Annotated in this window: 19 protein-coding genes; 9 read left to right on the top strand and 10 right to left on the bottom strand. The window is 42.0% G+C overall.

Features of this window, described 5'->3' with window-relative positions; genetic code table 11:
• Positions 1-142: 142 nt before the first annotated feature.
• The 5 genes from vsple_RS21505 to vsple_RS21485 all read right to left on the bottom strand — a co-directional run bounded on the left by vsple_RS21505 (position 143) and on the right by vsple_RS21485 (position 6,941).
• Positions 143-2,209 (bottom strand): beta-galactosidase, encoded by a 2,067-nt coding sequence (locus tag vsple_RS21505; protein ID WP_261884127.1) that lies wholly within the window; start codon positions 2,207-2,209, stop codon positions 143-145.
• On the bottom strand, positions 2,209-3,441 hold the full coding sequence (locus vsple_RS21500; RefSeq protein WP_261884126.1) for a glycoside hydrolase family 53 protein: 1,233 nt from the start codon (positions 3,439-3,441) through the stop codon (positions 2,209-2,211). The genes vsple_RS21505 and vsple_RS21500 overlap by 1 nt, the downstream gene beginning before the upstream one ends.
• 16 nt (positions 3,442-3,457) lie before the next feature.
• Positions 3,458-4,300 carry a sugar ABC transporter permease gene (locus tag vsple_RS21495; RefSeq protein ID WP_025789580.1) on the bottom strand — a complete coding sequence of 281 codons (843 nt, stop codon included), beginning with the start codon at positions 4,298-4,300 and terminating at the stop codon, positions 3,458-3,460.
• A gap of 4 nt (positions 4,301-4,304) precedes the next feature.
• Entirely contained in the window at positions 4,305-5,600 is a 1,296-nt protein-coding gene (locus vsple_RS21490) for a sugar ABC transporter permease (protein WP_261884352.1), read from the bottom strand.
• Positions 5,601-5,705: 105 nt separating this feature from the next.
• Positions 5,706-6,941, bottom strand: coding sequence for an extracellular solute-binding protein (locus vsple_RS21485; protein WP_261884125.1), 1,236 nt, complete (start codon positions 6,939-6,941; stop codon positions 5,706-5,708).
• Between the two features lie 217 nt (positions 6,942-7,158).
• On the opposite strand from vsple_RS21485, the gene vsple_RS21480 reads away from it, so the two are divergent.
• The 5 genes from vsple_RS21480 to vsple_RS21460 all read left to right on the top strand — a co-directional run bounded on the left by vsple_RS21480 (position 7,159) and on the right by vsple_RS21460 (position 12,766).
• Positions 7,159-8,262 (top strand): ABC transporter ATP-binding protein, encoded by a 1,104-nt coding sequence (locus tag vsple_RS21480; RefSeq protein ID WP_261884124.1) that lies wholly within the window; start codon positions 7,159-7,161, stop codon positions 8,260-8,262.
• Positions 8,263-8,339: 77 nt separating this feature from the next.
• A complete protein-coding gene (locus vsple_RS21475) occupies positions 8,340-9,347 on the top strand; it encodes a LacI family DNA-binding transcriptional regulator (RefSeq protein ID WP_261884123.1) in 1,008 nt (335 codons plus the stop codon).
• 220 nt (positions 9,348-9,567) lie between these two features.
• Positions 9,568-10,566 carry a glycoside hydrolase family 53 protein gene (locus vsple_RS21470; RefSeq protein WP_261884122.1) on the top strand — a complete coding sequence of 333 codons (999 nt, stop codon included), beginning with the start codon at positions 9,568-9,570 and terminating at the stop codon, positions 10,564-10,566.
• 253 nt (positions 10,567-10,819) lie between these two features.
• Positions 10,820-11,833, top strand: coding sequence for a substrate-binding domain-containing protein (locus tag vsple_RS21465; RefSeq protein ID WP_261884121.1), 1,014 nt, complete (start codon positions 10,820-10,822; stop codon positions 11,831-11,833).
• A gap of 114 nt (positions 11,834-11,947) precedes the next feature.
• Entirely contained in the window at positions 11,948-12,766 is an 819-nt protein-coding gene (locus tag vsple_RS21460; RefSeq protein ID WP_261884120.1) for a hypothetical protein, read from the top strand.
• 107 nt (positions 12,767-12,873) lie between these two features.
• On the opposite strand, the gene vsple_RS21455 is transcribed toward vsple_RS21460, so the two are convergent.
• Entirely contained in the window at positions 12,874-13,791 is a 918-nt protein-coding gene (locus tag vsple_RS21455) for a helicase RepA family protein (RefSeq protein ID WP_261884119.1), read from the bottom strand.
• On the bottom strand, positions 13,788-14,813 hold the full coding sequence (locus vsple_RS21450) for a DNA mismatch repair protein (protein ID WP_261884118.1): 1,026 nt from the start codon (positions 14,811-14,813) through the stop codon (positions 13,788-13,790). Before vsple_RS21450 ends, vsple_RS21455 begins: the two co-directional genes overlap by 4 nt.
• Positions 14,814-16,129: 1,316 nt before the next feature.
• On the opposite strand from vsple_RS21450, the gene vsple_RS21445 reads away from it, so the two are divergent.
• Entirely contained in the window at positions 16,130-16,714 is a 585-nt protein-coding gene (locus vsple_RS21445) for an NAD(P)H-dependent oxidoreductase (protein WP_261884117.1), read from the top strand.
• 157 nt (positions 16,715-16,871) lie between these two features.
• Entirely contained in the window at positions 16,872-17,237 is a 366-nt protein-coding gene (locus vsple_RS21440) for a winged helix-turn-helix transcriptional regulator (protein ID WP_255232833.1), read from the top strand.
• Positions 17,238-17,309: 72 nt separating this feature from the next.
• Here the strand turns inward: vsple_RS21440 and vsple_RS21435 are convergent, their stop codons facing one another.
• Positions 17,310-17,849 carry a redoxin family protein gene (locus tag vsple_RS21435; RefSeq protein WP_261884116.1) on the bottom strand — a complete coding sequence of 180 codons (540 nt, stop codon included), beginning with the start codon at positions 17,847-17,849 and terminating at the stop codon, positions 17,310-17,312.
• Positions 17,850-18,341: 492 nt separating this feature from the next.
• On the opposite strand from vsple_RS21435, the gene vsple_RS21430 reads away from it, so the two are divergent.
• Together vsple_RS21430 and vsple_RS21425 are read left to right on the top strand one after the other, a co-directional pair.
• Complete coding sequence (locus tag vsple_RS21430; RefSeq protein ID WP_261884115.1) at positions 18,342-19,850, top strand: NAD(P)H-hydrate dehydratase; 1,509 nt, start codon at positions 18,342-18,344, stop codon at positions 19,848-19,850.
• A gap of 845 nt (positions 19,851-20,695) precedes the next feature.
• Positions 20,696-21,700: a metal-dependent hydrolase gene (locus vsple_RS21425; protein WP_261884114.1), complete on the top strand. Its 1,005-nt coding sequence runs from the start codon at positions 20,696-20,698 to the stop codon at positions 21,698-21,700.
• 30 nt (positions 21,701-21,730) lie between these two features.
• Here vsple_RS21425 and vsple_RS21420 read toward each other — a convergent pair whose 3' ends face one another.
• Positions 21,731-22,420 (bottom strand): flavin reductase family protein, encoded by a 690-nt coding sequence (locus tag vsple_RS21420; protein ID WP_261884113.1) that lies wholly within the window; start codon positions 22,418-22,420, stop codon positions 21,731-21,733.
• 77 nt (positions 22,421-22,497) lie between these two features.
• Positions 22,498-23,979 (bottom strand): cryptochrome/deoxyribodipyrimidine photo-lyase family protein, encoded by a 1,482-nt coding sequence (locus tag vsple_RS21415; protein ID WP_261884112.1) that lies wholly within the window; start codon positions 23,977-23,979, stop codon positions 22,498-22,500.
• Between the last annotated feature and the right edge of the window lie 12 nt (positions 23,980-23,991).

Raw genomic sequence — 23,991 nt, 5'->3', positions numbered from 1 at the left:
CTTTTGTATGATTTTTTTGGTTATTGGCTGGGTAAATATCGACATATCCTTAATTTAGGCAATACTTACCCGCAAGATTATTATCATCTTGTTTTTTTCAATATTATTATTAATGGTCCGAACAAATGATCGGACCTAATTTTTACTTGATACTTTTAATTACAACGACTTCGTAAGGAGTGAGTGATATATTACTATTAACATCTTTTCCGGTGTTTAAATTTATCCAGTTTCCGTCTGGAACTTTCAAATCTCTCGACTCATTTAAAAAGTTCATAATAAACAAATAACGAGATTTTTCGTCCTCACGGGATGTCACTGATACTCCGTAAGGTACGTTTTCGATTGGCTTACTAATCCCATGTAAGTTAACAAGAGATTTGTAAAATAATTCGTTGAACTCTGTCTCTGTACGTGCAGCGATGTAGTAAGCACAACCTTTACCAAGTTGATTCTTAGTAATCACTGGACAAGCATCAAATAAGTCCTCACGGTAATAAGCCAGAGCTTCTGCCGTCTCTAAATGAATATGCTCCATTAAGTGCTTGGCCTTGAATTCTCCACTGAAACCAAAACCAGAATGCGTTTCCATTTCAAACAGCACGCGCTCATGATCATAGAGTGAATCAATCTCTTCAGCCCAAATACCGAATGTACGGCGTAACGGGCTCCCCTCTCCACCGGGAAAACCTCCCAAGAAGCACAGATCATTCTGGTCAACGATGCCACTCCAATAAGTCGCGACTAACGTCCCACCTTGCTCTACAAATGCTTCCAGGCGCTCCGATACACCCGGCTTTATCAAGTACAGCATTGGCGCAACAATGATCTTGTAAGGAGTAAAATCACATAGTTGCTCTATGATGTCGCAGCTAACACCTTGCTGCCAAAAACCTCGATAATGGTCACACACGGTTTGTTCATAGTGAAGACCTTCATTACGAGGACCTGATGCATCATCCATTGCCCAACGGTTTTCCCAATCAAAAATGATCGCCACTTCCGCTTGCGTGCTCGTTCCCGCTACATCATTGATCTGTTTAAGATACTCACCAACGGCCGTCACTTCACGACCAGTGCGAGTATGTGCATGACCAACGTGATCAATCACCGCGCCATGAAACTTCTCTACAGAACCGCGGCTTTTTCGCCACTGAAAGTACTGGACAGAGTCAGAACCATGAGCCACTGCTTGCAATGATGAAAGTAAGTGAACACCATCTTTTTTGAGCTTAGTAATTGGCTGCCAGTTGGTTTGGCTGGGAGTTGATTCCATGAGTAAAAACGGTTGGTTTTTCAGTGTACGCATCAAGTCATGGTACATCCCGGTATAGCAAGCGAGTGCAACTTCGTCGCTATCACGGTGCCAAAGCGGATAACTGTCCCAAGACACAACATCAATTGATTTTGCCAGCTCCCAATAGTTGTAGTCGTAAAAATATTCCATGAAATTAGCCGTCGTAGGCAGATCTGGATTAATAGACTTGAGCGGTGCAATCTCGTGTTCACAGAAGTTCAAAACACGATCAGTACAGAATCGCTTCCAATCCAACTTAAGCGCGTGAACAGAGTTCTCACCAATCGGAGATGGCGATTCGATTTGCTCCCAACTGGTGTAAGTGTGACTCCAAAACGCACTCCACCACAGTTTATTTAAGTTATCCAGAGAGCCATACTTGTCTTGCAACCATAAGCGGAATGCGTCTTGACAGTAGTTACAGTGGCAGTCACCGCCATATTCATTCGAAACGTGCCAGCCTATCACCGCAGGATGTTGACTGTAACGTTCAGCCAGTTTTGCGTTCATGATAGCTACTTTCTCTCGATAGTTAGGAGAGCTGTAACAATGGTTATGACGCTCTCCGTGTAGCTGTTTAACTCGAGAGCTGTTAACTCGTAAAACGTCCGGATATCTTTGCGACAACCAAGCAGGGCGCGCACCGCTTGGCGTTGCCAGAAATACAGAAATATCATTGACTGCTAAGTTATCAAGTACACTATCGAGCCATTCAAACTGAAACTCACCTTCAACAGGCTCAAGAGCAGACCAACTGAAGATACCGACAGACATAACGTTGCAATTCGTCTGCTTCATCAATTCGATATCTTTCGCTAAAATATCTGGTTTATCTAACCATTGCTCAGGGTTGTAATCTGCGCCATGGAGTAAGCCTTTTATCTTGGGAATGATGTGTTTTTTGTTGTTCATTATTGACCTTTAAATACTTTCAATGACGGTAGAGCGTTGCCTTCAAAATCAAACAATGCTTGGTTTTCCCATGAGTTGCCCATATCCCACTTATCCCCGCTATAGTCCATACCAGCGCCCGTTGACCAAGTAGCTCCATCGATTGGCAACCATGCAGGCTCCCAATAATAAATTCCTAAACCTTGCTCGTTAGGTAACTCATTCAGCAACATCATCATGTCGGACAGATATTGTGCTTGCCCCTCGATTGACACACTGTACCCCTCAATCGGACCGGCCTCGGAGTAACTATTAGCTAATGAATCGCCGTTATCAGTGGTAAATGGGAAAGACGTTTCGACCAAGACGATAGGCTTGTTGTAACGACTAATGACGTCATTCATGTTGGCCTTTACTTTGTCAATTGGACCATGCCACCACGGGTAATAAGACATACCAATCACATCAAAATCGACACCACGTTGGGTGATTTCATCAAACCACCAACGGAAGAGCCCGTTGTCACCTGCTTCTGCGAGGTGCAACATAATTTGAATGTCTTTACCACTGTCGTTGTCGTGTACCGCTTGGATGCCACTTTTTAAAAGGAGTGATAGACGGTCGAATTCCTTACCATCTTGACCCCAACTTTTACCTTCAGGCCAAAGCATGCCACCATTCAGTTCGTTACCAACTTGCACCATATCAGGCACGACACCTGCAGCTTGGTGTGCTTTCATCACTTGTGTCGTGTAGTCGTAAACTTTCTGTGTGAGGTTCTCAAACGTAAGTTGATCCCACTCTTTCGGTTTTTGTTGCTTTTTAGGGTCCGCCCAAAAGTCGCTGTAATGGATATCCAATAGGAATGACATATCGTTTTCTTGTGCGCGTTTACCAAGCTCTATAGAACGCTCTAACGTGTTATTGCCGCCACCAAATACTTCACCTGTAGCAGACGCTGGATCGACCCACAAACGAGCGCGGATAGAGTTAACACCATTATTTTTTAGTATTTTAATCAGATCTTCTTCATTTCCATCTTGATAATACTTTCCACCTAATTTTTCTATTTCAGGCAACATGGAAATATCCATACCTCGAATAAAGTCAGATCTCAAATTTGGTGCAGTTATAACAAGCTTATCCGAGTCAGTATCAGAGTTAGTGCTACTGTTATTTGAAGAATTTACTGATTGACAGCCAGCCAAAGCCACTGCCGCACTAATAAGTGCAACCTTAAATTTATTATTCATGTCTTTCTCTCTAGTATTAGCCTTTTGTACTACCTGCTGTTAAACCGGATACAAAGTATTTTTGCAATGATAGATAAAGAAGTGCTACAGGTATTGAAATGAGCACAGCACCTGCTGCATATGTGGTATAACTTGCTCCCATCTTTTCCACGACTAAATTATATAAACCGATAGGTAACGTATAATTTTCAGGCGTTCTTAAAATGGTTGTTGCTAGAATAAAATCACCAAGTGGTCCCGTGAAAGAGAATAATGCAACTACTGCAATGATTGGTTTTGAAATAGGTAATATAATCTCCAGGAATATGCGAATATTACTCGCACCGTCCATCTTTGCTGACTCATCCAGATCTTTTGGTATCGCGTCCAAGTAGCCTTTCATTAAATATGTATTCATCGGAATCATACCGCCAACATAAACCAGTACTAATGCGAGATGGCTATTAATCAACCCCAACATCTGTGCCAGAACAAATATCGCAATTAGAGCGGAAAATTGCGGAATCATCTGCAAGAGAAGAAACAGCATTAGACCATTTTTTCTGCCTTTAAAGCGAAAGCGTGAAAATGCATATGACGTACATGACACACTGATAAGCGTAAGCACCATGGTTAAAAAGCTGATTTTCAAGCTATTCCAGAACCAGGTCAGGTAAGCCACTTTGTCATTTGCAAACAAGGTTGCATAGTGACTCAGAGTTGGGTTGTCCGGGAATATAGACTCCCCCATGATACTGTTACCAGGATAGAAGGACGCACCAACTGTCCACACTAATGGGTAAATAATGATCACTGATACCAACAGAATCAGGCCATAACTCAATGTCAATCGGATGCGATTACTGCGTTTAATACTCATTTTGTTATCTCGCCTCTTCTTTGAATGACTTAGTCATACGGAATTGCCAGAGAGCAATACCCACAACGAAAATCGACAGCAATAAAGTGATGGCAGAGGCAATACCGTATTGCGATGAAGACATCGTCAGTTTGTAAATCCATGACACCAAGATATCGGTTCCGGCTGCGTTACTACCAATGACAGCAGGACCACCATTGTTAAACAGATAAATAATATTGAAATTATTAAAATTAAACGTGTATTGTGTAATCAAAATTGGAGCGATTGAGTATAGAACCAACGGTAAAGTGATGGTCCGTAACTGCTGAAACTTGCTTGCACCGTCCATTGTGGCTGCTTCATAAAGATCGTTAGGAATTGCCTGTAGGACCCCCGTTGTCATGGCGAATACAAATGGGAAACCTAGCCAGGTTTGGATCATGATAAGCGCGACTTTCGTCCAGAACGGGTCTGTGAGCCAAGCTTTGGGCTCAATACCAAAGAAGTCGAGAATCACGTTGTTGATAACACCAAAGCTGTCGTTAAACATCCCTGTAAAAATGAGGATGGTAACAAAGCCAGGTACCGCCCAAGGAAGAATAAAAATAGTACGGATCAAAGGTTTAAATTTAAGGTCTTTTTGGTTTACCAAAATTGCCAACAGAACTCCTACTGTGCATTGCAATGTCGATGCAACTAGTGTCCAAACAACAGTCCACTGCAAAACATCAATAAAGGTGTTGCGCCACAAATTAATTTGGAAAATGTTAAAGAAGTTCTTCAATCCAACCCAATCAACCAGTTTCGCTGGCGGTGAGTTATAAAGGTTGTAGTTAGTAAACCCAATCGCAAAACCAAAGATGATCGGAAAAACAACAACAAAGACTAAAAGGATAAAACCAGGACTTATCATCAGATATGGGAAGCCAGCATTGATAACATTGCGATACTGAACACGCAGTGAGTTCAATGAACGGCCTTCATCGAGACGTTGACCATTTTTATAGGCGTCTGTAATACTGAGTACATAAACCGCTAAACCAAATACGACCACTAGCGAAGCAATGATACCTTCTGCAAGTAGGAAAACTGAGTTGTCCTCTGGTAGGTTTTCGCCAAGTGTTACAAGACCCCACATACCGTGGGTAATAAAATCACGAGTTACTGCATAAAAACTGGTTAGCAAGATGAAGAACATCATGCCTTTCACAAACTGTCGGTTATAAAATTGACCAAAGCCAGGAACCAGCGCAAGCAAGGAGGCAGTAAACCGTTGGGATCGATATAACCCCGAGTTATGCTCAAAATGTTCACTCATGTCAGACATCACTTACAACTCCATTTCGGAAAACTTCTGGCGTCTTTCAGCCCTAGACGAACAACTAGGGCTGACAATCGCTTTCGCCAGAACAATACCTTTGAATTATTGACCCATCATTGCGTGGTTAGCTTCAATTTGCATATTGATGCTGTCTACTGCAGAGTCGAGTGCACTTTTCGCATCTTGTTTATTGGTTGCAATCAACTGAAGTGCACTATTGGCAGGGCCCCACACTTCGTTCATTTCTGGAATGGAAGGCATCGACGTAGCGTGAATGGATTGCATCGCAACTGCGCTTGCTCCTGGATCATTTTTAATAACAGGATCGTCCACCAATTTTGTCACAGCGGGAACTTCTCCTGTTAGCTCAAAGCGGTGCTTGGCGTTGTCATAGTTATTGACGAATGTAATAAACTCTTGCGCGAGAGGTTTGTTTTTCGAGAAAGTAGAAACACTGTAACTCTTCACTCCCATAAATGAACCCATTTGCTCACCAGATGGCAGTTTTGGAAGAGGTGCTACACCGTAGTTAATGCCTGCCTCTTTGTAGGGTTGTAGCGCCCAAGGACCGGTTTGAACAATCGCGGCTTTACCCGACGTGAATAGTGAATCGATTGCATTTAGTCCGTTATTGCCTATGATGCCAGTTGGAAACACCTTAGATTCGTAAAACTTCTGGATGAAGTTTGCGCCTTCTACAGCTCCTGGGGTATTCAGTAATATTTTATTTGGATCATAAGAACCATCATCTTTTTTAGCGAAAACATCCCCCCCCATACCATTTAAAATTCCGTAGGTGTAATAAAGCTCATCCCATTTTGCCAGCAAACCATATTTACCTTCCTCACGGAACTTTTTAGACAATTCGTATATTTCGTCCAGTGTTTCAGGAAGTGCGGAAATAAGGTCTTTGTTGTAAACCATAAATACGGTTTCAACTGATTTTGGTAGACCATAGAGCACGCCATTGTATGTCAAAGCGTTAATAGAGGACTGGCTAAATGTATCAGTAACGGCTTTATCAACCTTCATTGGTGCCAGTAAACCTTGGATTACTGCACCTCCAATCTGATCATGAGGAATCAAGACAACGTCAGGGCCAGTGCCTGCGGGTCCGTCCATACGTAACGATTCAACCTGACCACCATATGGCATTTCAAGCACATTCACTTTCACATCATGCAGTTTTTCAAAAGCGGCTACCGCTTCTTCATTACCAAAAGACTTTTGAATGTCTTCCCAAACTAATAAGGTTTGCTGTGCCAATGCCATTGGCGAACAAAATAGAGCAGTAACTGCGAGAGCAGAAAGTTTTTTACTAAATTTATTATTATCCATAAAATTTCACGCCTTTTAGTTTTTGGTATAAATAAAATTTATGGTGCAAATATGCTCCTTTATGTTATTTTTTCCATACAGACGATTCGCCGATGTGATTTAAATCACTATATCTAGTAGTTATTGTGATAAAACAAACAAGTAAAAATAAAATTTACTAAATAAAAGACGAGTTGGGTCACACACTTTATTTATTATCATTAAGAGGAATTTAAAAATGTCTTCGATTCAATTATCCAATGTCGTAAAACGTTTTGACGATACCCAAACCATTCACAACGTAAACTTGTCGATAGAAGAAGGCGAGTTTGTGGTGTTTGTTGGCCCATCGGGCTGTGGCAAATCAACGCTCTTGCGCATGATTGCCGGCCTGGAAGACATCAGTGATGGAGCAATATCTATCTCGGGCAATGTCGTTAACGACACTCCACCATCAGAAAGAGGGGTGGCGATGGTGTTCCAATCTTATGCACTATACCCACATATGACTGTGGCAGAAAATATGGGGTACTCACTAAAAGTAAACAAAGTACCTAAAGAAGAACGTGATAAAAAAGTACAGTTAGTCGGAAAGGCGCTACAGTTGGAACATCTGCTCGATCGTAAACCTGCCCAACTGTCAGGAGGCCAACGTCAGCGCGTTGCTATCGGTCGTGCTATCGTGAGAGATCCTAAAGTATTTTTATTCGATGAACCTCTATCAAACCTTGATGCAGAATTACGTGTAGATATGCGTCTACACATCGCAAAGCTACATCAAGAGCTGAAATCGACGATGATCTACGTAACGCATGATCAAGTTGAAGCCATGACTCTAGCGGATAAAATCGTTGTGCTTCGTGATGGGAAAGTTGAGCAAGTTGGCTCACCAATGGATCTCTACCATAACCCTATCAACAGATTTGTTGCCGGATTTATTGGTTCACCGAAGATGAACTTTCTTCCTTGTACTGTTGAAGCATGGGATGAAAGCAGCTTAACCGTAAGCTTGGATGTAGGTCATTCTATCACCTTGCCGATAAGTTCAGCTCAAATGGAATCAGGTAGAAGACTAACTCTAGGTATTAGACCAGAGCATCTGACGACCAAGCCAGAAATGATCTCACTCGCGTTCCAATGCGAAGTGGTTGAGAGATTAGGTGGAATGACATACATCTTTGGCCAATGTGGTGGCGTAGATGACTTCAAATACCTTCATCATGGGGATACACAAATCCAGCCCGGAGAGTCAATTTCGTTATTTACATCACCTTCCCATTTACACATTTTTGAACCTGATGGAAACGCCATTACATTTAATTCCGTACAATCAACGCATTAGTACTGTTATGCCAAGGAGCATTCCAATGCTCTTTGGCACGATAAATCCGTTATATAACATCAATATAGGGTAATCTTTTGGCTACACTTAAAGACATTGCACATAAAGCGAAGATTTCTACTTCCACTATTTCTCGCTTTCTAAACGAAGACCCTACGTTGTCTGTAAGTGAAGACAAAAAGCGGGCTATTTTAGAGGCGGTAGAGTCATTAGGCTATCAATCCCCTAAACGCAGTAAAAAACAGTTTGTTCACCAAGAAGTAAACAAAGTGAACAAGTCAGTTGACGCACGCGATGCTGTTATGTTGAACTTTTTAACGCCAACCCAGGAAATAGACGATCCATATTTCACATCTATCCGTGCTGGCATTCAAAATCGTTGCTTAGAAACGAGCATCGATTTAAGAACAATCCATTTAGACCAGATTAAGACCAACATAAATCTAATTGAAAAAGCACCAGCTGTCATTGCAGTCGGACATTTCTCCAAACATGTTGTAGATACATTATATCAAGCTAACCAGAATATTATATTTGTTGACTCGAACCCTTTAGGGAGCAAAACTGATGCTGTCTTAATTGACCGATTGGCGTTATCCAATGACGTTATGCAAAATGTACTACGAAGCAGTTGTAAGCGACCCGCTTTTATTGGCAATAATGAGGAGCGACTACATACTTTTCGCAAAGTTACCAAAGAAAACGGCTTGTACCACGACGAACTATGCAAAGTGAGTAAAGAATATTGTATAGAATCGGGATATCAAGCGATGAAAGAGATGCTACAACTCGATGAACTACCCGATCTGGTCTATGCTGCGACTGATATGGTAGCCGTTGGTGTTTATCGGGCAATTTACGAAGCTGGATTGACCATTCCAACCGATATACAAGTCATTGGTACCAATGATATCTCGTCAGCCCGACATATGAGCCCAAGCCTAACTACAATGCGACTGTTCCCTTTTGAGATGGGAGAAATCGCAGTCGATATGTTGAACGAGAAAATAGAAGGTAGAAAATACACAAAAACCCTTCTATTAGGTCATGAGTTTATATGGCGTGACAGTTTTAAAGTTAACTGATTTAGACTGAATTTATAATATTGATTTGACATTTTTATTTGGACTTTATTCACAATTATCTAGGTAAATTTACCTAGATAATTAATCCATAATCACAACTACCAACATAAGTTTATAAAAATCCTCACTAACACTTTAATCCCGAACCTCGGGGAAAAGTCCGTTGCTATATTGTTAACGTTAAACGCAACTAAAACGTGAATATAAAAACGGTGAAACGATGAAAAAGACCTTAAAATCAATAATTATCTTCGGCTCATTAATGGCCTCAAGCTATTCTCATGCATTTACTAAAGGTGCAGATATTAGTTGGATAACTCAGATGGAAGACGCTGGCTATGAGTTCTTTAATGATTGGGGATATAAACAAGATGTTCTCTCAATATTAAGAGATCATGGCATGAATGCCGTGCGCCTTCGTGTTTGGGTTGACCCCAGTGATGGTTACTATAGTTCGATGGATGATGTCATTGTCAAAGCGCAGTGGGCCAAAGACGCAAATATGGATGTGATGATTGACTTCCACTATAGCGACACTTGGGCAGATCCAGGAAATCAATGGAAACCTGCTGCATGGCAACAACTGAGCTTCGAAGATTTAATGGAACAAGTATGGACTTACACTAGAGACTCACTCAACACCTTGAAAGCAGCAGGTATAACACCAAAATGGATTCAAGTAGGCAATGAAACCAACAACGGAATGCTATGGAATGAAGGGATGGCTTCTATAAATATGCGTAACTACGCTTGGCTATTTAATAGTGGACGTAACGCGGCTAAGGAAGTATTCCCAGATGCTAAAGTCATTGTTCATTTAGCCAACTGCCACGACAATGCTAATTTCCGATGGATTCTTGATGGTTTGCAATCGAACAGTGCTTGGTGGGATGTCATTGGCGCGTCATCCTATCCTAAGAATGCGACTGGGCTTACTTGGCAAGAAGCAAACGATCAATGCCTCTCAAATCTCAATGATATGGTCGAGCGCTATGGATCGGAAGTGATGATCACTGAAATTGGCGTACCTTGGGACGAACCCGAGGCAAAGGCTATCGTCGCTGATATGATCCAAAAAGTACGTAGTGTGAATCAAAATAAAGGCACAGGGATTTTCTATTGGGAGCCACAAGCCTATAGTTGGCAAGGTTATACTTTAGGAGCATGGGATCCAAATACTCGCCAACCGACTCAAGCGCTTGATGCTTTTCTTGAATAGCTAACAGTAGAGTAATGTACAACCCCCTTTATAACTATAGGGTTACATTCAAAACGGAAGAAACACGTTTATCACCAACAAGCCAAGTTGGCATTGTATCAACGCTAGCTTGGCGATATACCGTGAATGTAGGACCTCGGCTAACGCTTTTCGTCTAAATTCTTGATGCGTAGTGGAAATTATTACTTAACTGTTTGAGTTAAACTGCTACACATTGTTAAATAGCTCAAAATAATTAGTTTCTGAGTTCCTTATGGCCACCATAAAAGATGTCGCAAGAGAAGCTGGCGTATCGATCGCTACCACTTCTCGAGTGCTCAATAATGCCCCCCACACCAGTGAAGCAGCAATTGTTGCTGTGAAAAAAGCAATGGAAAAACTGGGGTACCGCCCCAATGCCAATGCACGAGCACTCGTTAGCAAGTCCTCTAACGCGATAGGCGTATTGGTCAATGATATGTCGGCGCCATTTTTCGGCTCGATGATCAAAGCTATAGACACGATTGCAAGTGAGCAAGAAAAACAGCTGCTGGTGGGCAGTGGTTACCATGACGCCACGAAAGAGCGCAATGCCATCAACCTTCTAATCAACAGTCGCTGTGAATCATTAGTCGTGCACAGTAAAGGTATGTCTGATGAAGAGCTTACTAAGCTTTCTGAAGAGATCCCCGGTATGGTCATCATCAATCGAGTTGTGGATAATATTGCGCCACGATGTATCGCGCTAGATAATCGTCAAGGCTCTTACATCGCTACTGAGCACCTTATTCGTAACGGCCACAAACATATTGGTTACCTTTGTTCGAGCCATGATATTGATGACGCTCGCGACCGTCTTGAAGGCTATCTCGATGCCCTGCGAGACAATGATATTGAACCACGTGAAGAGTACATTCAATACGGTGAACCCGATGAAACCGGTGGCGAACAAGCCATGGTCGACCTAATGACCAGAAATACACCGATCACAGCCGTCGCGACTTATAACGACTCTATGGCTGCGGGATGTATGACACTACTTCAAGAAAATGGGGTTCGCATCCCTGAAGATATGTCAGTGATAGGTTTCGATGACGGCCATATTGCACGCTATATCTACCCGCGTTTAACGACCATTCGCTACCCTATCCAAGTGATGGCGGACGAGGCAGTGAAACTGTCACTACAGCTCGTAAACAAAGAACAGACACAACTGAAAGAACACAAGTTGTTTATGCCCATACTGGTAAAACGTTCTTCTGTTAGTACAGCCACTATAAAGGACTAAGGAGGCGCGCTCCGCTCCCTTAAAAACGGTAATATGCTCAACTACATATCAAGAAAAGCCCCATGGCTACTCATTGCATTCTGCTTTCTAGGATTTCTTGTTCCTGGCATCTCAATGCATGTATTTAAGATATTGCCGTTTGTTTTGTTCTTTTTAATGTTCTTCACCTTGGTCGGACTCGACCAAAAAGCCCTACTCAAATCCTTAGTTCGCCCGAAAGGCTGGCTTTATGCGGTACTACATACCTTCGGCATGATTGCGCTCTGCGGGGCAGTGATAATGACATTCGGCTTAAATCAGGACCACGCCTTAGCCATGTTAGGAGTGGCAGCTACTGGCTCTCTGTTTGCAACACCAGCGATTGTGCGCTCGATTGGCTTGGATTACTTTTCAGCCATGACATATACCATCACATCAACGCTACTGAAGCCTGTGGCGCTATACGCGACGTTATGGTGGGCTTACAACGATCACTTTGAGTTAGATATGCAAGCCTACCTATTTAAGTTGATCGTTTACATCGTTGGCCCTATTGCACTCTCTTTCGTGATCCACGCCTGTTTTGATCTTACCAAGATCAAAAAGGCGCATGCTGAACTGGCTAAGTACAACATCATGCTGGTGTTTCTTTTCCCGCTCGGCCTAATGGGCGACTTTCGTCAATTGTGGGATGCAAGCCCAGAGCACGCACTTCACCTTTTCTTACTGGGTTTTGTTCTATGCCTGAGCTTTTTTGTGACCGCTTACTTGATATTCAAATTTACCGATCGCGATGAAGCGATGATTGCCGCTATCACATCGGGAAACCGCAATGTGTTACTCACTTACACCATTGCAGGCGCTTATCTCGGACCACTATTCTTGCCCCTAGTCGGCGCTCTGCAACTGCCCATTTACTTGCAACCCTTGTTAATCAAGCGTTTGATGAAGTAAACGGCACAGCAAATCGTTAAAAGAACAGGATCTAATGAGCAATATAACCCTCATTGCACTTGAGAGTTAATACCTCGACCAGTATAGGAAGAGCGAGAAAAATGCTTCTAGAGAACATCACGTAGGTTCTTGCGCTCTTCGATCTCTTCCTGCTCGGGTATGGTCCCGGATAGTGTAATTGATTTAGGCGCGGCTTTAATTCGAGTCGTCGTTCTAACACCTTTGCTGCTCGCGCGCGCTTTCGGGTTGTATAGCTCAGGATTTATAGTCAGGCTTTGGCGTACTTCAACCGCAAACTCTTGATTCTCGTTTTCTGGTAGATAGTTACTTTTCAGGTACTTAATCGACATTAGGTCTTTGCTGCGTTTCAACGTAAATAAACACTTGGTCAAACGCATTACCGATGTAAGCCCTGCTCCAGACGCCATGGTTATTTCTTGATTGCCACGAATTTCATCTTTGTTTACGTGGTGTACTAGCAATAGGCTTGCACCTGAGTCATTGGCTAGCGACTGAAACACATTCTTAATCAATCTGTCGTGCTTCACTTCCTCACATCGCCCGATTGCTTCAGTTACGGTATCAATGATCACTAGATCAAATTGAGAAAATGTTTCTGTAAGTTGAGCCAAGTATTGTTGATGCTCTATTTGCTCTTGATGTGAACAATCAGGCGGTATGACGATAGGCTCAATATCGGTCATGAAGTGCAAGTTGTTCTTCAGTTCAGAGCGAATTGTAGGAGTACAACTGGCTAGCTTATCTTTCATTCTAGTTTGAATAACACCCGCCCCATCCTCCGAGCTCAGGACCAGTGTTTTAGCGGGCCTATCGGCTGCACTCATACCCAATAGGGTCATCGAAGAGGCATGTTCCATAGCGATACACAGTGCTAAGTGAGATTTACCGACATTAGGAGCTGCTATCAACATCCCCACATGACCTTTGAGTAAACCTTTTAAGCTAAAGCTCATTTCTTGACTTGCACGTGACGACATCAGCGTATCAAGAGATTGAGTTATCATGATTCACTTTCTCCGATATAGAAAATCTGAATACCATTTCCGACGTCTCGAAATTGAAGACTAAAGTCTTTCTCAATTTGTACTGCATTCGCTAACAGATCTTTTCTAAGATCACTACGAAAGCTGTGGCTAACTTTCGAAGCTATAGACTGGATATAGCTATCAAGCGCCCATTCAAACTTCTTGTTATGAAGAAACTCTGCTTTATGTGTAGTTATGTACTTCAAAAATGAGCGTACAGATGGCTTGCTGTAGTTCGTCATTTTGTGCTGTTCGAGACGATAATAGTAACCATGATCACGAATGGCTTGTAGTAAGCGCATATCAGGAACCAAAAATACGTGGTTGGTTAAATTCTTAGTTGTTTTACGACCAGTCTTAAATTTGCTGCGATCACAATAGAATCGATAATCTTGTACAAACTCTAGTGGTTTTTTACCAACGACATTTTGATCATCATCGAGTTCATTGATCACAAGATGTGCGGTTGCCAATTGAGTAATTCTACGCTCAATTTGATCATAGTTAGCTCGTGTTGTTGCCATTCCCATTCTCGTTGCCAATTCATACATACTCATTGAAAGAACGGTTGCATCTCGATCAATAAATGAATCAAAGCCATCTTCTTGTGTATCCGAAACATCACCATCGGTAATTGTTTGGTATACCTGCGACCAAGTCAGGCGCGCACCTGCTTCATAGGAAGAATCATCTAATTGGATCGTTTGCGCGTAAGCCAACATAGTTTCTAAGATATCGCGGTGAGGTTGCAGTAAATAGTCAACATGAAGATCAACTCTAAAATTTTTGCCGTAGCTGTTGATATTCACGCTTTCTAATGGATAGTTAAGATCCGTACCACCATTTTGTGCAATCTTAACCAACTTGGACTGCATAGTTGACGTTAATCGAGATGCAGGATGAAAAATCGTTGCTCTAGAAAACAAGATGGATGAGATGAATCGATTCTTTCGATCTTCTTCATTAATAACGGTTAAGCTGGATGATGAAGTCATGATCATTACCTATGGATACGATAGTGATAGTCTAACAGAGATCTTCGATTAACTCATTAACTTCGGTAAATATCCATACCATATCGGTAAATGTTGATAGTGGATCACAATAAACCCCTATAAATATCGGTAGATGTTTAGTTGTTTCGGTAAATGTCTACTTGTAGTTAATTGATCTTTGTTTACCGATCTATCCCCCTAGGAACCTTATTGTGATTATTTTGTGTACTTGGATCGCTTTAAGATCATTAGGTTTTATTAAATCAGGAGCTTACTTCATTCTAGATCGGTTAATGTTGATATTAAAACAGATGGGATCGGTAAATGTTTATATGTTAGATCGTCTAATGTCATTAGAATTTCGGTAAATATCTATATCTAATCGGCAAATATCTACGCTTTATCGGCAAATGTTATTACTTAAAGCACTCTACTAAGAAACTAGAACCTTTAGGATCTAGTTTTAAAAACTACCAACTTCACTTAGGTTCTGTTGGTGACTCAAAACCTCATCACAAAACTCAAGAGAGTTTTGCAATGAGCTGTTGAGTTTACAAACAAATTTTAACTATTTAACACTCTTTTTGTACGTTATTTGTTCTTGTGAAGGTGGGGGGTAATTTATTGCTTTGAACTAAATTAAGTTCAAAGCAATAGATCGCCAAATGTCATTATTTCTAGCTCTTAGATATAAACATTTAACGAAATCGGTTTGATCTAAACAATGAGTTAAAGTGGTACATGATGTGTTGATCTTAAAGTTGAGATCACAATAGTATGTAACGAGCAGTCATTGATTGATCAAAAAAGTAAGTAATCTAATACATCAATTGTTGTCAATGTTCAGCCTGAACATTGACCAATTATTGGTGATGTTTTACTCATCATTATGTTCATAAAAAGATATTCTTATTACGCTTTAGATTATTCTGATTGTCATAGCAGTTAAGGTTTAATCGATTTTCTTTTTTTGCTATTTGCAACTGAATTAAAAGATCGTTTTTTTAATTTTGTTACTCCTATTGTTCTACATGATATTAAGTTACACCGTAACACTCTAGCTATGTTGAGATATTGGTTATTCAGTGATTGAAATTGAATTTAACGTTCACTGTGCAAGTTGACACTGAAACTACTTCAGTTAGTCGAATTTTTGATTATTATAAAAATAATTTTCAATAATTATCAGTAACTTATAGATAATCTAATTAGGTTACCAAAAGTATACTAATTGAACTTTGTTTTTAGGTTACCATAATAAACCACTATCGGATGGGAAGTTCCCTCCCCTATTCAATTTAAGATAGTGAAAGGTAAAGACAATGATTAATGTACTGATTATTAACGCACACGAAGTTTCTCCTTATTCCCCAGGTCGTTTGAATGCGACTTTGGTTGATAAAGCTCAAACACTTTTACAGAGCAAAGGTTATGAAGTTCGTACTGTTTCTATGCAAGATGAAATAGATGTTGAAGAGCAACTTGAACATTTTGCATGGGCAAATAGAGTGATCATTCAGTCTCCCGTCAATTGGATGTCTGTACCGTGGTCATTTAAAAAGTATATGGATGATGTGTTTACTTCTGGTATGGGCGGTGCCCTTTGTGCATTTGATGGTCGAAGTGAAAGTGACCCTAAGAAAAACTACGGCACAGGTGGAACTCAAACCGGAACAAAGTACATGCTATCACTGACATTTAATGCTCCTGAAGAATCGTTTGATGATGACAATGAATATCTGTTCCAAGGTAAAAGCGTTGATGATTTAATGTTCCACATGCATGCAAATTTTCGTTTTTTTGGTATGACTTCTATTCCAACTTTTTCTTGCTTCGATGTCATGAAAAATGCGGATATTGAGCGTGATTTTGAACGCTTTGAAGCTCATCTTCAGGAGCATTTTTAAGTTTATATAGGTTGGATTTAAGGCTTTCATTATCAGCGTGGGCAGACCTAAAATCAGTTGCATTCGTTTCCAATGTAGGTACTACCGAACAAGCGTGCAGTATCGACTTGCTGTATACTAAGTTCAGTTAATGTGGAAGTTTATCGGGGTATTCATTATGCAAAGTTCCATTACTATAGATACGAAAGGTCGTAAAACGGTTGCGAATGTCTGCACTGAACCTTGTGCTATAGAAAAAGGTATGCGTTTAATTGGCGGTAAATGGAAAGGCTCCATTATCTATCACTTGAAAGATGGTCCCGTCCGTTTTAATGACTTAGCGAGAATGCTGGGTGGCGCGAGTAAAAAGATGATCGACCAACGATTAAAAGAGCTTGAATCTGAAGGCATGATTATTCGTAAAGTTATTAGCGATCGTCCAATTGCTGTGAGTTATGAACTGACTGAGTTTGGTTCAACAGCGTTGGGTATCCTTGAAGAATTACGGGTGTGGTCGGAAGATCACAACATACAACTTAAATAAATTTAATGTTACGTTAGATAAATAAAAGCCAGCTTAAGTTTCACTTAGCTGGCTTTTTACTTCTGTTTTAGGTTAGTAATCTAGTGTGCCGCGAATTGGGTAATGGTTATTAGGATCTCTTATCCAAGCTAATCCGCGTGTTAACGCCCCAAGTTCTGGACGTACGAAAGGGTTGTTTGAAATATCAACGACGTGTAACTCCCCTTTTTCATTAACGACGAACAATCCCGGTTCTGCAAAGTTATGATCGGTTTCTTGCTCTGAACGTGGAAGAGAAATGTAGACGCCGAGTATTTTCATTTGTTCTTCGGTGAGTCCGTACGCAATGGGAAAAGAGATATCGAGTTTCTCTAATTGTTCTTCTACCTGATGTTTTGCGTCTGCTGAGACTGCAAGAATATCGACACCAGCATCATTGAAGGCCTGTTTATAGCTTTCAATCTCATTGAGGTATTTTGTACACAATGGACAGTGCTTGCCCCTGTAAACGAATACCGCTTGCCATGTCATCCCTGATTTTGGCTCACCTAAGGTGACATTTGTTCCGTCGAGCAATTTTGCATTAATCGTAGGAAATGAATCCCCGGCCTTGAGTTTATTTGAGTGTCCCATCTGGTTCCCTTTTTTTCGAAATTGGATTCTTAAACCACTTCAAATATAGAAGTGATTCCCTTTAGTGACAAGCAGTTACCATTTAGTAACCTACCCTATCTATCACTCCTATGATGAGTTTTTTTGTCAATGTTCAGCCTGAACATAAGGCAATGTTGCTTGCCCTCAAATCTTGTTAGTCTGCCCTACTCTACTGGTTACCGGAGTTAAAGGTTTAAGTACAGGAGTAGATTGTGAACATTTAACCTATTATCAAGGCTAAAGAGTAAGCGCAGATTCTATAATGTAACTTCCAGTGTACTTGGCTACTGGAAGGTAGATTCGTGGCTTGAGATGTTGTCAATGTTCAGCCTGAACATTGACACATTTGATTGTCGTTTTTGTACAAATTGTTTTTGTAATAGATGTTGCTCGCTAGGCCACATCAAACCAATAAATAATGTTATATGCTTTTCAATAAGTAGAACCAAACATTAGTCTTTAAGGTCTCTCATGTTTACAAGCTTGGCGACACCAGAATTACCTGAAGAGCTGTACTTATCTGATACGGTAAGACAGGGAGAAAAACGAGTCGCAGAATTTCTCAATATTCCGATGTATGATTTGATGGAGCGAGCTGGAGAGTCAGTATTTTCTGTCATTCAGCAAAGGTATGAGCATTGTCGCCGTATTTTGGTGGTTACTGGAACGGGTAACAATGGCGGTGATGGTTATGTTGTTGCAAGGCTAGCATTGATGTCGGGATACAAGGTGACCTTATGGCAAGTTGGCTCACCTCAAAAGATAAGTGGAGATGCGAAGTCTGCAGAGCAACTCTTTCTATCTGCTGGCGGCAAAGTGCATGAACCAAGCTTTGAAGTAGACGATAGTGTCGACCTCATTGTTGATGGAATTTTGGGGACAGGGCTCAGTGGCAAACTCAGGGGGGCCGCCGAGTCAGTCATCATCACATTAAACAAGTCTAGCTGCCCTATCATCTCAATCGATGTTCCATCGGGGCTAGATAGCGATACCGGTAGACAGCTTGGAACGACGGTTAAGGCAAATGCGACTGTCACCTTTATTGCCATCAAAAGAGGCTTAGTTACTGCTCAAGCTCGAAGTCATGTCGGTGAGTTGCTGTTTGCAGGGCTAAGCATAGATAGAGCTTTTATTGATCATAATACACCAAATGCTTTGCTCACGAGTGCAAGGTGGCTAGATAACATGAAAGTCAGAGCTCAAGACTCACATAAAGGTAGTCACGGGCGTTTGTTGATTGTTGGCGGTGGAGACGGCATGAGCGGTGCAGCGTATCTCGCCGCTGCAGCTTCGTTGCGTTCCGGGGCGGGGTTGCTGGCCTCTATTGTCCATCAGTCTAGCTGCCTCCCTATGCGTTCTTTACTGCCTGAAGCTATGGTGTCAGATGTCGAGCAATTGTCTGAAAGACTAGAGTGGTGCACGAGTATCTGTGTGGGTGTCGGTTTAAGTAGACTCGATTGGGGTAAAAATGCTTATGAAGCGGTTATGAGTCGAGCTTATGATATGCCTAAAGTGATAGATGCGGATGGCCTCTATTGGTTAGCGCAAGATGACTTAGATACTCGTCCGGTAGAGAATACAGTTATCACGCCTCATCCTGGTGAAGCGGCAATGTTGCTCAATTGCAGTGTCAAAGAAGTTGAAGCCGATCGCTATCTCTCTGTTAAAAAGCTATGTCAAAAATATCAATGTGTAACTGTACTTAAAGGGGCAGGAACCTTAATTAGCGATGGTCACAAGACGGTAGTATGTCACGCAGGTAATGCTGGGATGGCAACTGGTGGGATGGGGGATGTACTTGCTGGCATCATCTCTTCATTCCTAGCACAAGGGTATCAAACTATTGAGGCTGCAATACTAGGTAGCGTCATTCACAGTATGGCTGCTGATCACAATGCCAATACGGATGGGCAGGTCGGTATGATGGCATCCGACGTATTGGGCTCTGTTCGTCATATCATTAATCGTCTAGATGACTAATCTGGAACTGCGATTATGTCCCTTTTTTGTCAATGTTCAGCCTGAACATTGACAACATAAAACCGCAATTCAATGTAGAACGTCGCGTCTAAGTTAGCGCTACGTTCTGCCGATGCCTCTATCCTTACATCGAATCAAGCCTTTTGATTTCTTTATATCTGGTGTGAAGCTAGGGGAGTTAAGCTCCCAAGTAAAAGATGTCGCTTTCTCTGAAAGCGCCCAGAGTCTTTCCGCCGCTTCTTCATCTAGGGCGATTGTTTGGCACGTATAGGTTCCTAGCGACCAAGGTTTTATATTTTTGTGACACTGCAATTCGATAGTTGCCACCTTTATTCGGACCACTATGAATGACTTGCTGCAATCTCTGCTATGTAAAAATGAGGAACAGTCGCAGTGATAATTCTTTTCAGTGACGTTGTCACCTTTGTGGTTAAGGAGAATCAACAATCAAGTTGACCGAGTCTGTTGGAGGCCAATATGAATCTATAGCGCTCAACATTGATGCGTTTTTTTGGTTCAACAAGTATTGAGAGAGGTTGAAAGTCCATTCATCTGATCGAGATACTCTGTTCATTTGGTTATACCTATCCGAATGAGCGCCATATCTAGTGGCACTTCTTACATCTTAGAAACCTATAAAATAGGATGTTCAGCCTGAACATTGACAGCGTTTAGATCTCTGTTTCTAATTAAATATTGAATACATTACCTTTACTTATCGGTATGTTGGCTAAGAAATGGAGTTACATTAAGCGCTAATATGTACCTACGTACCCGTATTAGCAGAAATAGGTCTACTCTTAATAGTATAAGTCACTAAGATTAATGCTATCAAAGAGTTATAAATGGACCCATTGACGCAAGGGATGCTGGGCGCAGCGTTGACACTGTCAGTAAGTAAGAGGGAGCACTTGAGAGCTGCAGCGGTTTTGGGCGGGCTCTCTGGTATGGCACCCGACTTGGATGTTCTCATCCGCTCGAGCCAAGATCCATTATTGTTTCTGGAATATCATCGCCAGTTTACTCACTCCTTATTGTTCATTCCTTTTGGCAGCTTGCTTTGTGCGTTAGTTTTCTATTTCATTTTTTCAAAACGGTGCGATCTCTCTTTCCAGCGGACATGGTTCTATTGTGCGCTGGGGTACGGTACTCACGGCGTGTTAGATACTTGTACCAGTTACGGAACGCAGCTGTTCTGGCCGATATCCGATGAACGAGTTGCCTTTAACATTATCTCTGTTATAGACCCGGTTTTTACACTACCACTATTGGTACTGGTTATTTTTGCTTTCTGGCAGTACAGATCTAAGCCAGCTCTGGTAGCGATGAGCTGGACGTCTGTCTATTTGATTATTGGTGGAATACAGAAAGATAGAGCGGAAACCGCTGGTTTGGAACTAGCCAAAGAGCGTCAACATACTCCTGTTGTACTAGAAGTAAAACCAACTCTAGCTAATCTTCTTGTTTGGAAAGTTGTTTATGAAGTGAATCAAACCTATTTTGTGGATGCGATTAGGGTAGGGGTTAACACGAAAGCTTATTCGGGTGATTCTATTGCAAAGCTAGACGTTGCAACAGACTTACAGTGGGTGGTGCAAGACAGTCAGCAGATGATAGATGTTGAGCGGTTTTCTCGCTTTTCAAATGGCTACCTCGCATTAGACCCTGACAACCAGCATCGAATTATCGATGTGCGATATTCAATGGTACCGAATCAAATCGATGCACTCTGGAGCATTGAGTTGTCTCAATCTGCTAATATCAGTGACCATGTAAAATACTTGGTAGACAGAGAGAGCACTCCTGCATCGATAAAAACCTTTACCAGAATGCTATTAGGGCGAGATTAAAGAGCCGATATGAGCCAGGCTCAATGACGGCTATTCCGGTACAGGATTAACAGCTGACCATGATGATGGTTCGCCATCTGTGGTTAGTGGAAACACACTTTTGTCTGGCTTAGCATAGCTTAAGCGGTTGATACGTTGAGTTCTGTGGTAACTGTCTAGCCCTGAGATCGTGACTGTGCCTAATGCGTCGAGGTCGAGAAAGCCATCATGCATGATCGCCATTCTTGGAACGTGAATGGTGTTGACCTCTCCAACAAGCATTACCGTGTCATTGCTTTTAATGTCAATACGTTCCTTCAGAGCTAAGGCGATCTTCAAACGGCTCTCTAGAACAAACGGGGCAGGGCAGTTGCCGTCGTAATAAGGCGTGAGTCCTACCTCATTAAACTCTGAAATTGATTTTGAGTATCGAGCCGATGTTTGATGTGCTTTTTGGAAAATCTTGTCGTTGACGCTGTTCACTGTGAACGACTTGGTCTCAATGATGTTTTGAAGCGTGTGTCTTGGCGTTTTACACGGGCGAACAACAAAGCCCAGTAAAGGAGGATGTGAACCCAAGTGAACGACAGAACTAACAATTGCAAGGTTCTCTTGTCCCTGTTGGTCTCTAGTCCCTATAAGATTCGCGCTTTTGAATCCCGATATCGAGTTGACCAATCGAGTACGAAAACGCTTTTCCATTGTTTGAATATCTTCGTGTGAAAAAGTTAGCTCTCTCATGTGTCTATCCGTAGTCTCAATGTCTTTGGTGAAGGCCTTATTTAAAAATATAGTTACGTCAAAGGTTTGTTCTGCGATCAACTGGTTGCGCGTTTATTGGTTTGACGTACATGTCTATCTAAAATTCGCGCTCCTTCATTTTTAACATCAATGCGTTTTTTCCACGACCACAGTCGTTCTCTCGCTTCGCGTGCTCTCTCGTTCAGATCGAAAATTGGGCCTAGGTATGGAGAATCTTGTTCCAACTGATACATCGCGGCTTCCATTGACGTCATCTTCCACGGTTCGAATATCAACGGCGTAGGAACTTGTTCTAACTCAGGCACCCACTTTTTGACAAACTCACCCTCTGAGTCATGTTCTTGTGCTTGCTTGATAGGGTTGTATATGCGGATGGTATTAATGCCGGTCACACCAGCTTGCATCTGGAACTGGGAATAGTGAATACCAGGCTCAAAGTCGAGAAATAACTGGGCTAGGTGAGTCACGCCTTCGCGCCAATCCATGCTCATGTGATGGGTGAGAAAACTAACCAGCATAGCCCTCATTCTGAAATTGATGTATCCGGTGTGATGTAAGCAGCGCATGCAGGCGTCGACCAAAGGGAAGCCAGTACTACCGGTTTTCCAAGCCAAAAGGTGTTTCTGATCTGTCGAGCAGGACTGCGAGAGCAAGCCCTCGTAGGCAGTATTGGTGCAACGAAACTCCATCTCACACTCTGATTCGAATTTTTGGATGAAATGACAATGCCAATGGAGCCGAGATGATAGGGCGATTAAGCTACGACGAAAGCCCGGCACGTTCCAATGTTGCAATAGCTCTTGGTAGACCTCACGAAGCGAGATGTTGCCCCACGCAAGATAGGGAGACAAGCGCGTGCAAGCATTTCTCGATGTGATTGGGCTAGAAAGGCTGCGATAGTAGTCTTTACCTCTGCGGTTAAAGAAGTCGTGAAGAGTTAGCCATGCAAGCTTACTTCCGCCTGTTTGCATACCACGACTTAAATTCGTCCATGATTTGGGAGGGATGAACGCATGGTCAGCTTGTTTAGAGTCTAAAGTATGTAAGTGTTCACTACACAGTTGAGGCTTTAAAATTTCAGAATGCATGACCAAAGACCAGTTTTTATCCCAATCCTCTCGGTTTGCTAATCCGCGCAAGATGGCCCCCTGCTGAGACTCTTGCCAAGCGATACTTTGGGCATCGAACCATCCCTTGAGCAAGCGATCGCGCTCGAAAGTACAATTCAAGCCGATCTCTTGATGGGAATAGACGGTGTCTATGTGGTATCTAGATTGTATCTCTTGGAAGCACTCTAACGCCTCTCCCTGCATTACAGAGACTTGATGTCCGTGATGAGCTAGCGTTTCGTTCATGCACTCAAGAGACTGCCACACAAATCGCCAATGCCGCTCTGAGTAGTGAGGGTTGTTGAGCAGTGATGGCTCAAATATGTAGAGCAAAATTGTCGGTCGCTCAGACGATAGTGCATTGAATAGAGGAGTATGGTCGGTGAGTCGAAGGTCGCGTTTAAACCATACTATGTTGACTGTTTGCATGTGGTTTCTCGT

The sequence above is a fragment of the Vibrio pelagius genome (assembly GCF_024347575.1).
GTDB classification, from domain to species: Bacteria; Pseudomonadota; Gammaproteobacteria; order Enterobacterales; family Vibrionaceae; genus Vibrio; species Vibrio pelagius.
The sequence above is the reverse complement of the archived record's forward strand: the minus strand, read 5'-3'. Positions and strand labels throughout refer to the sequence as shown.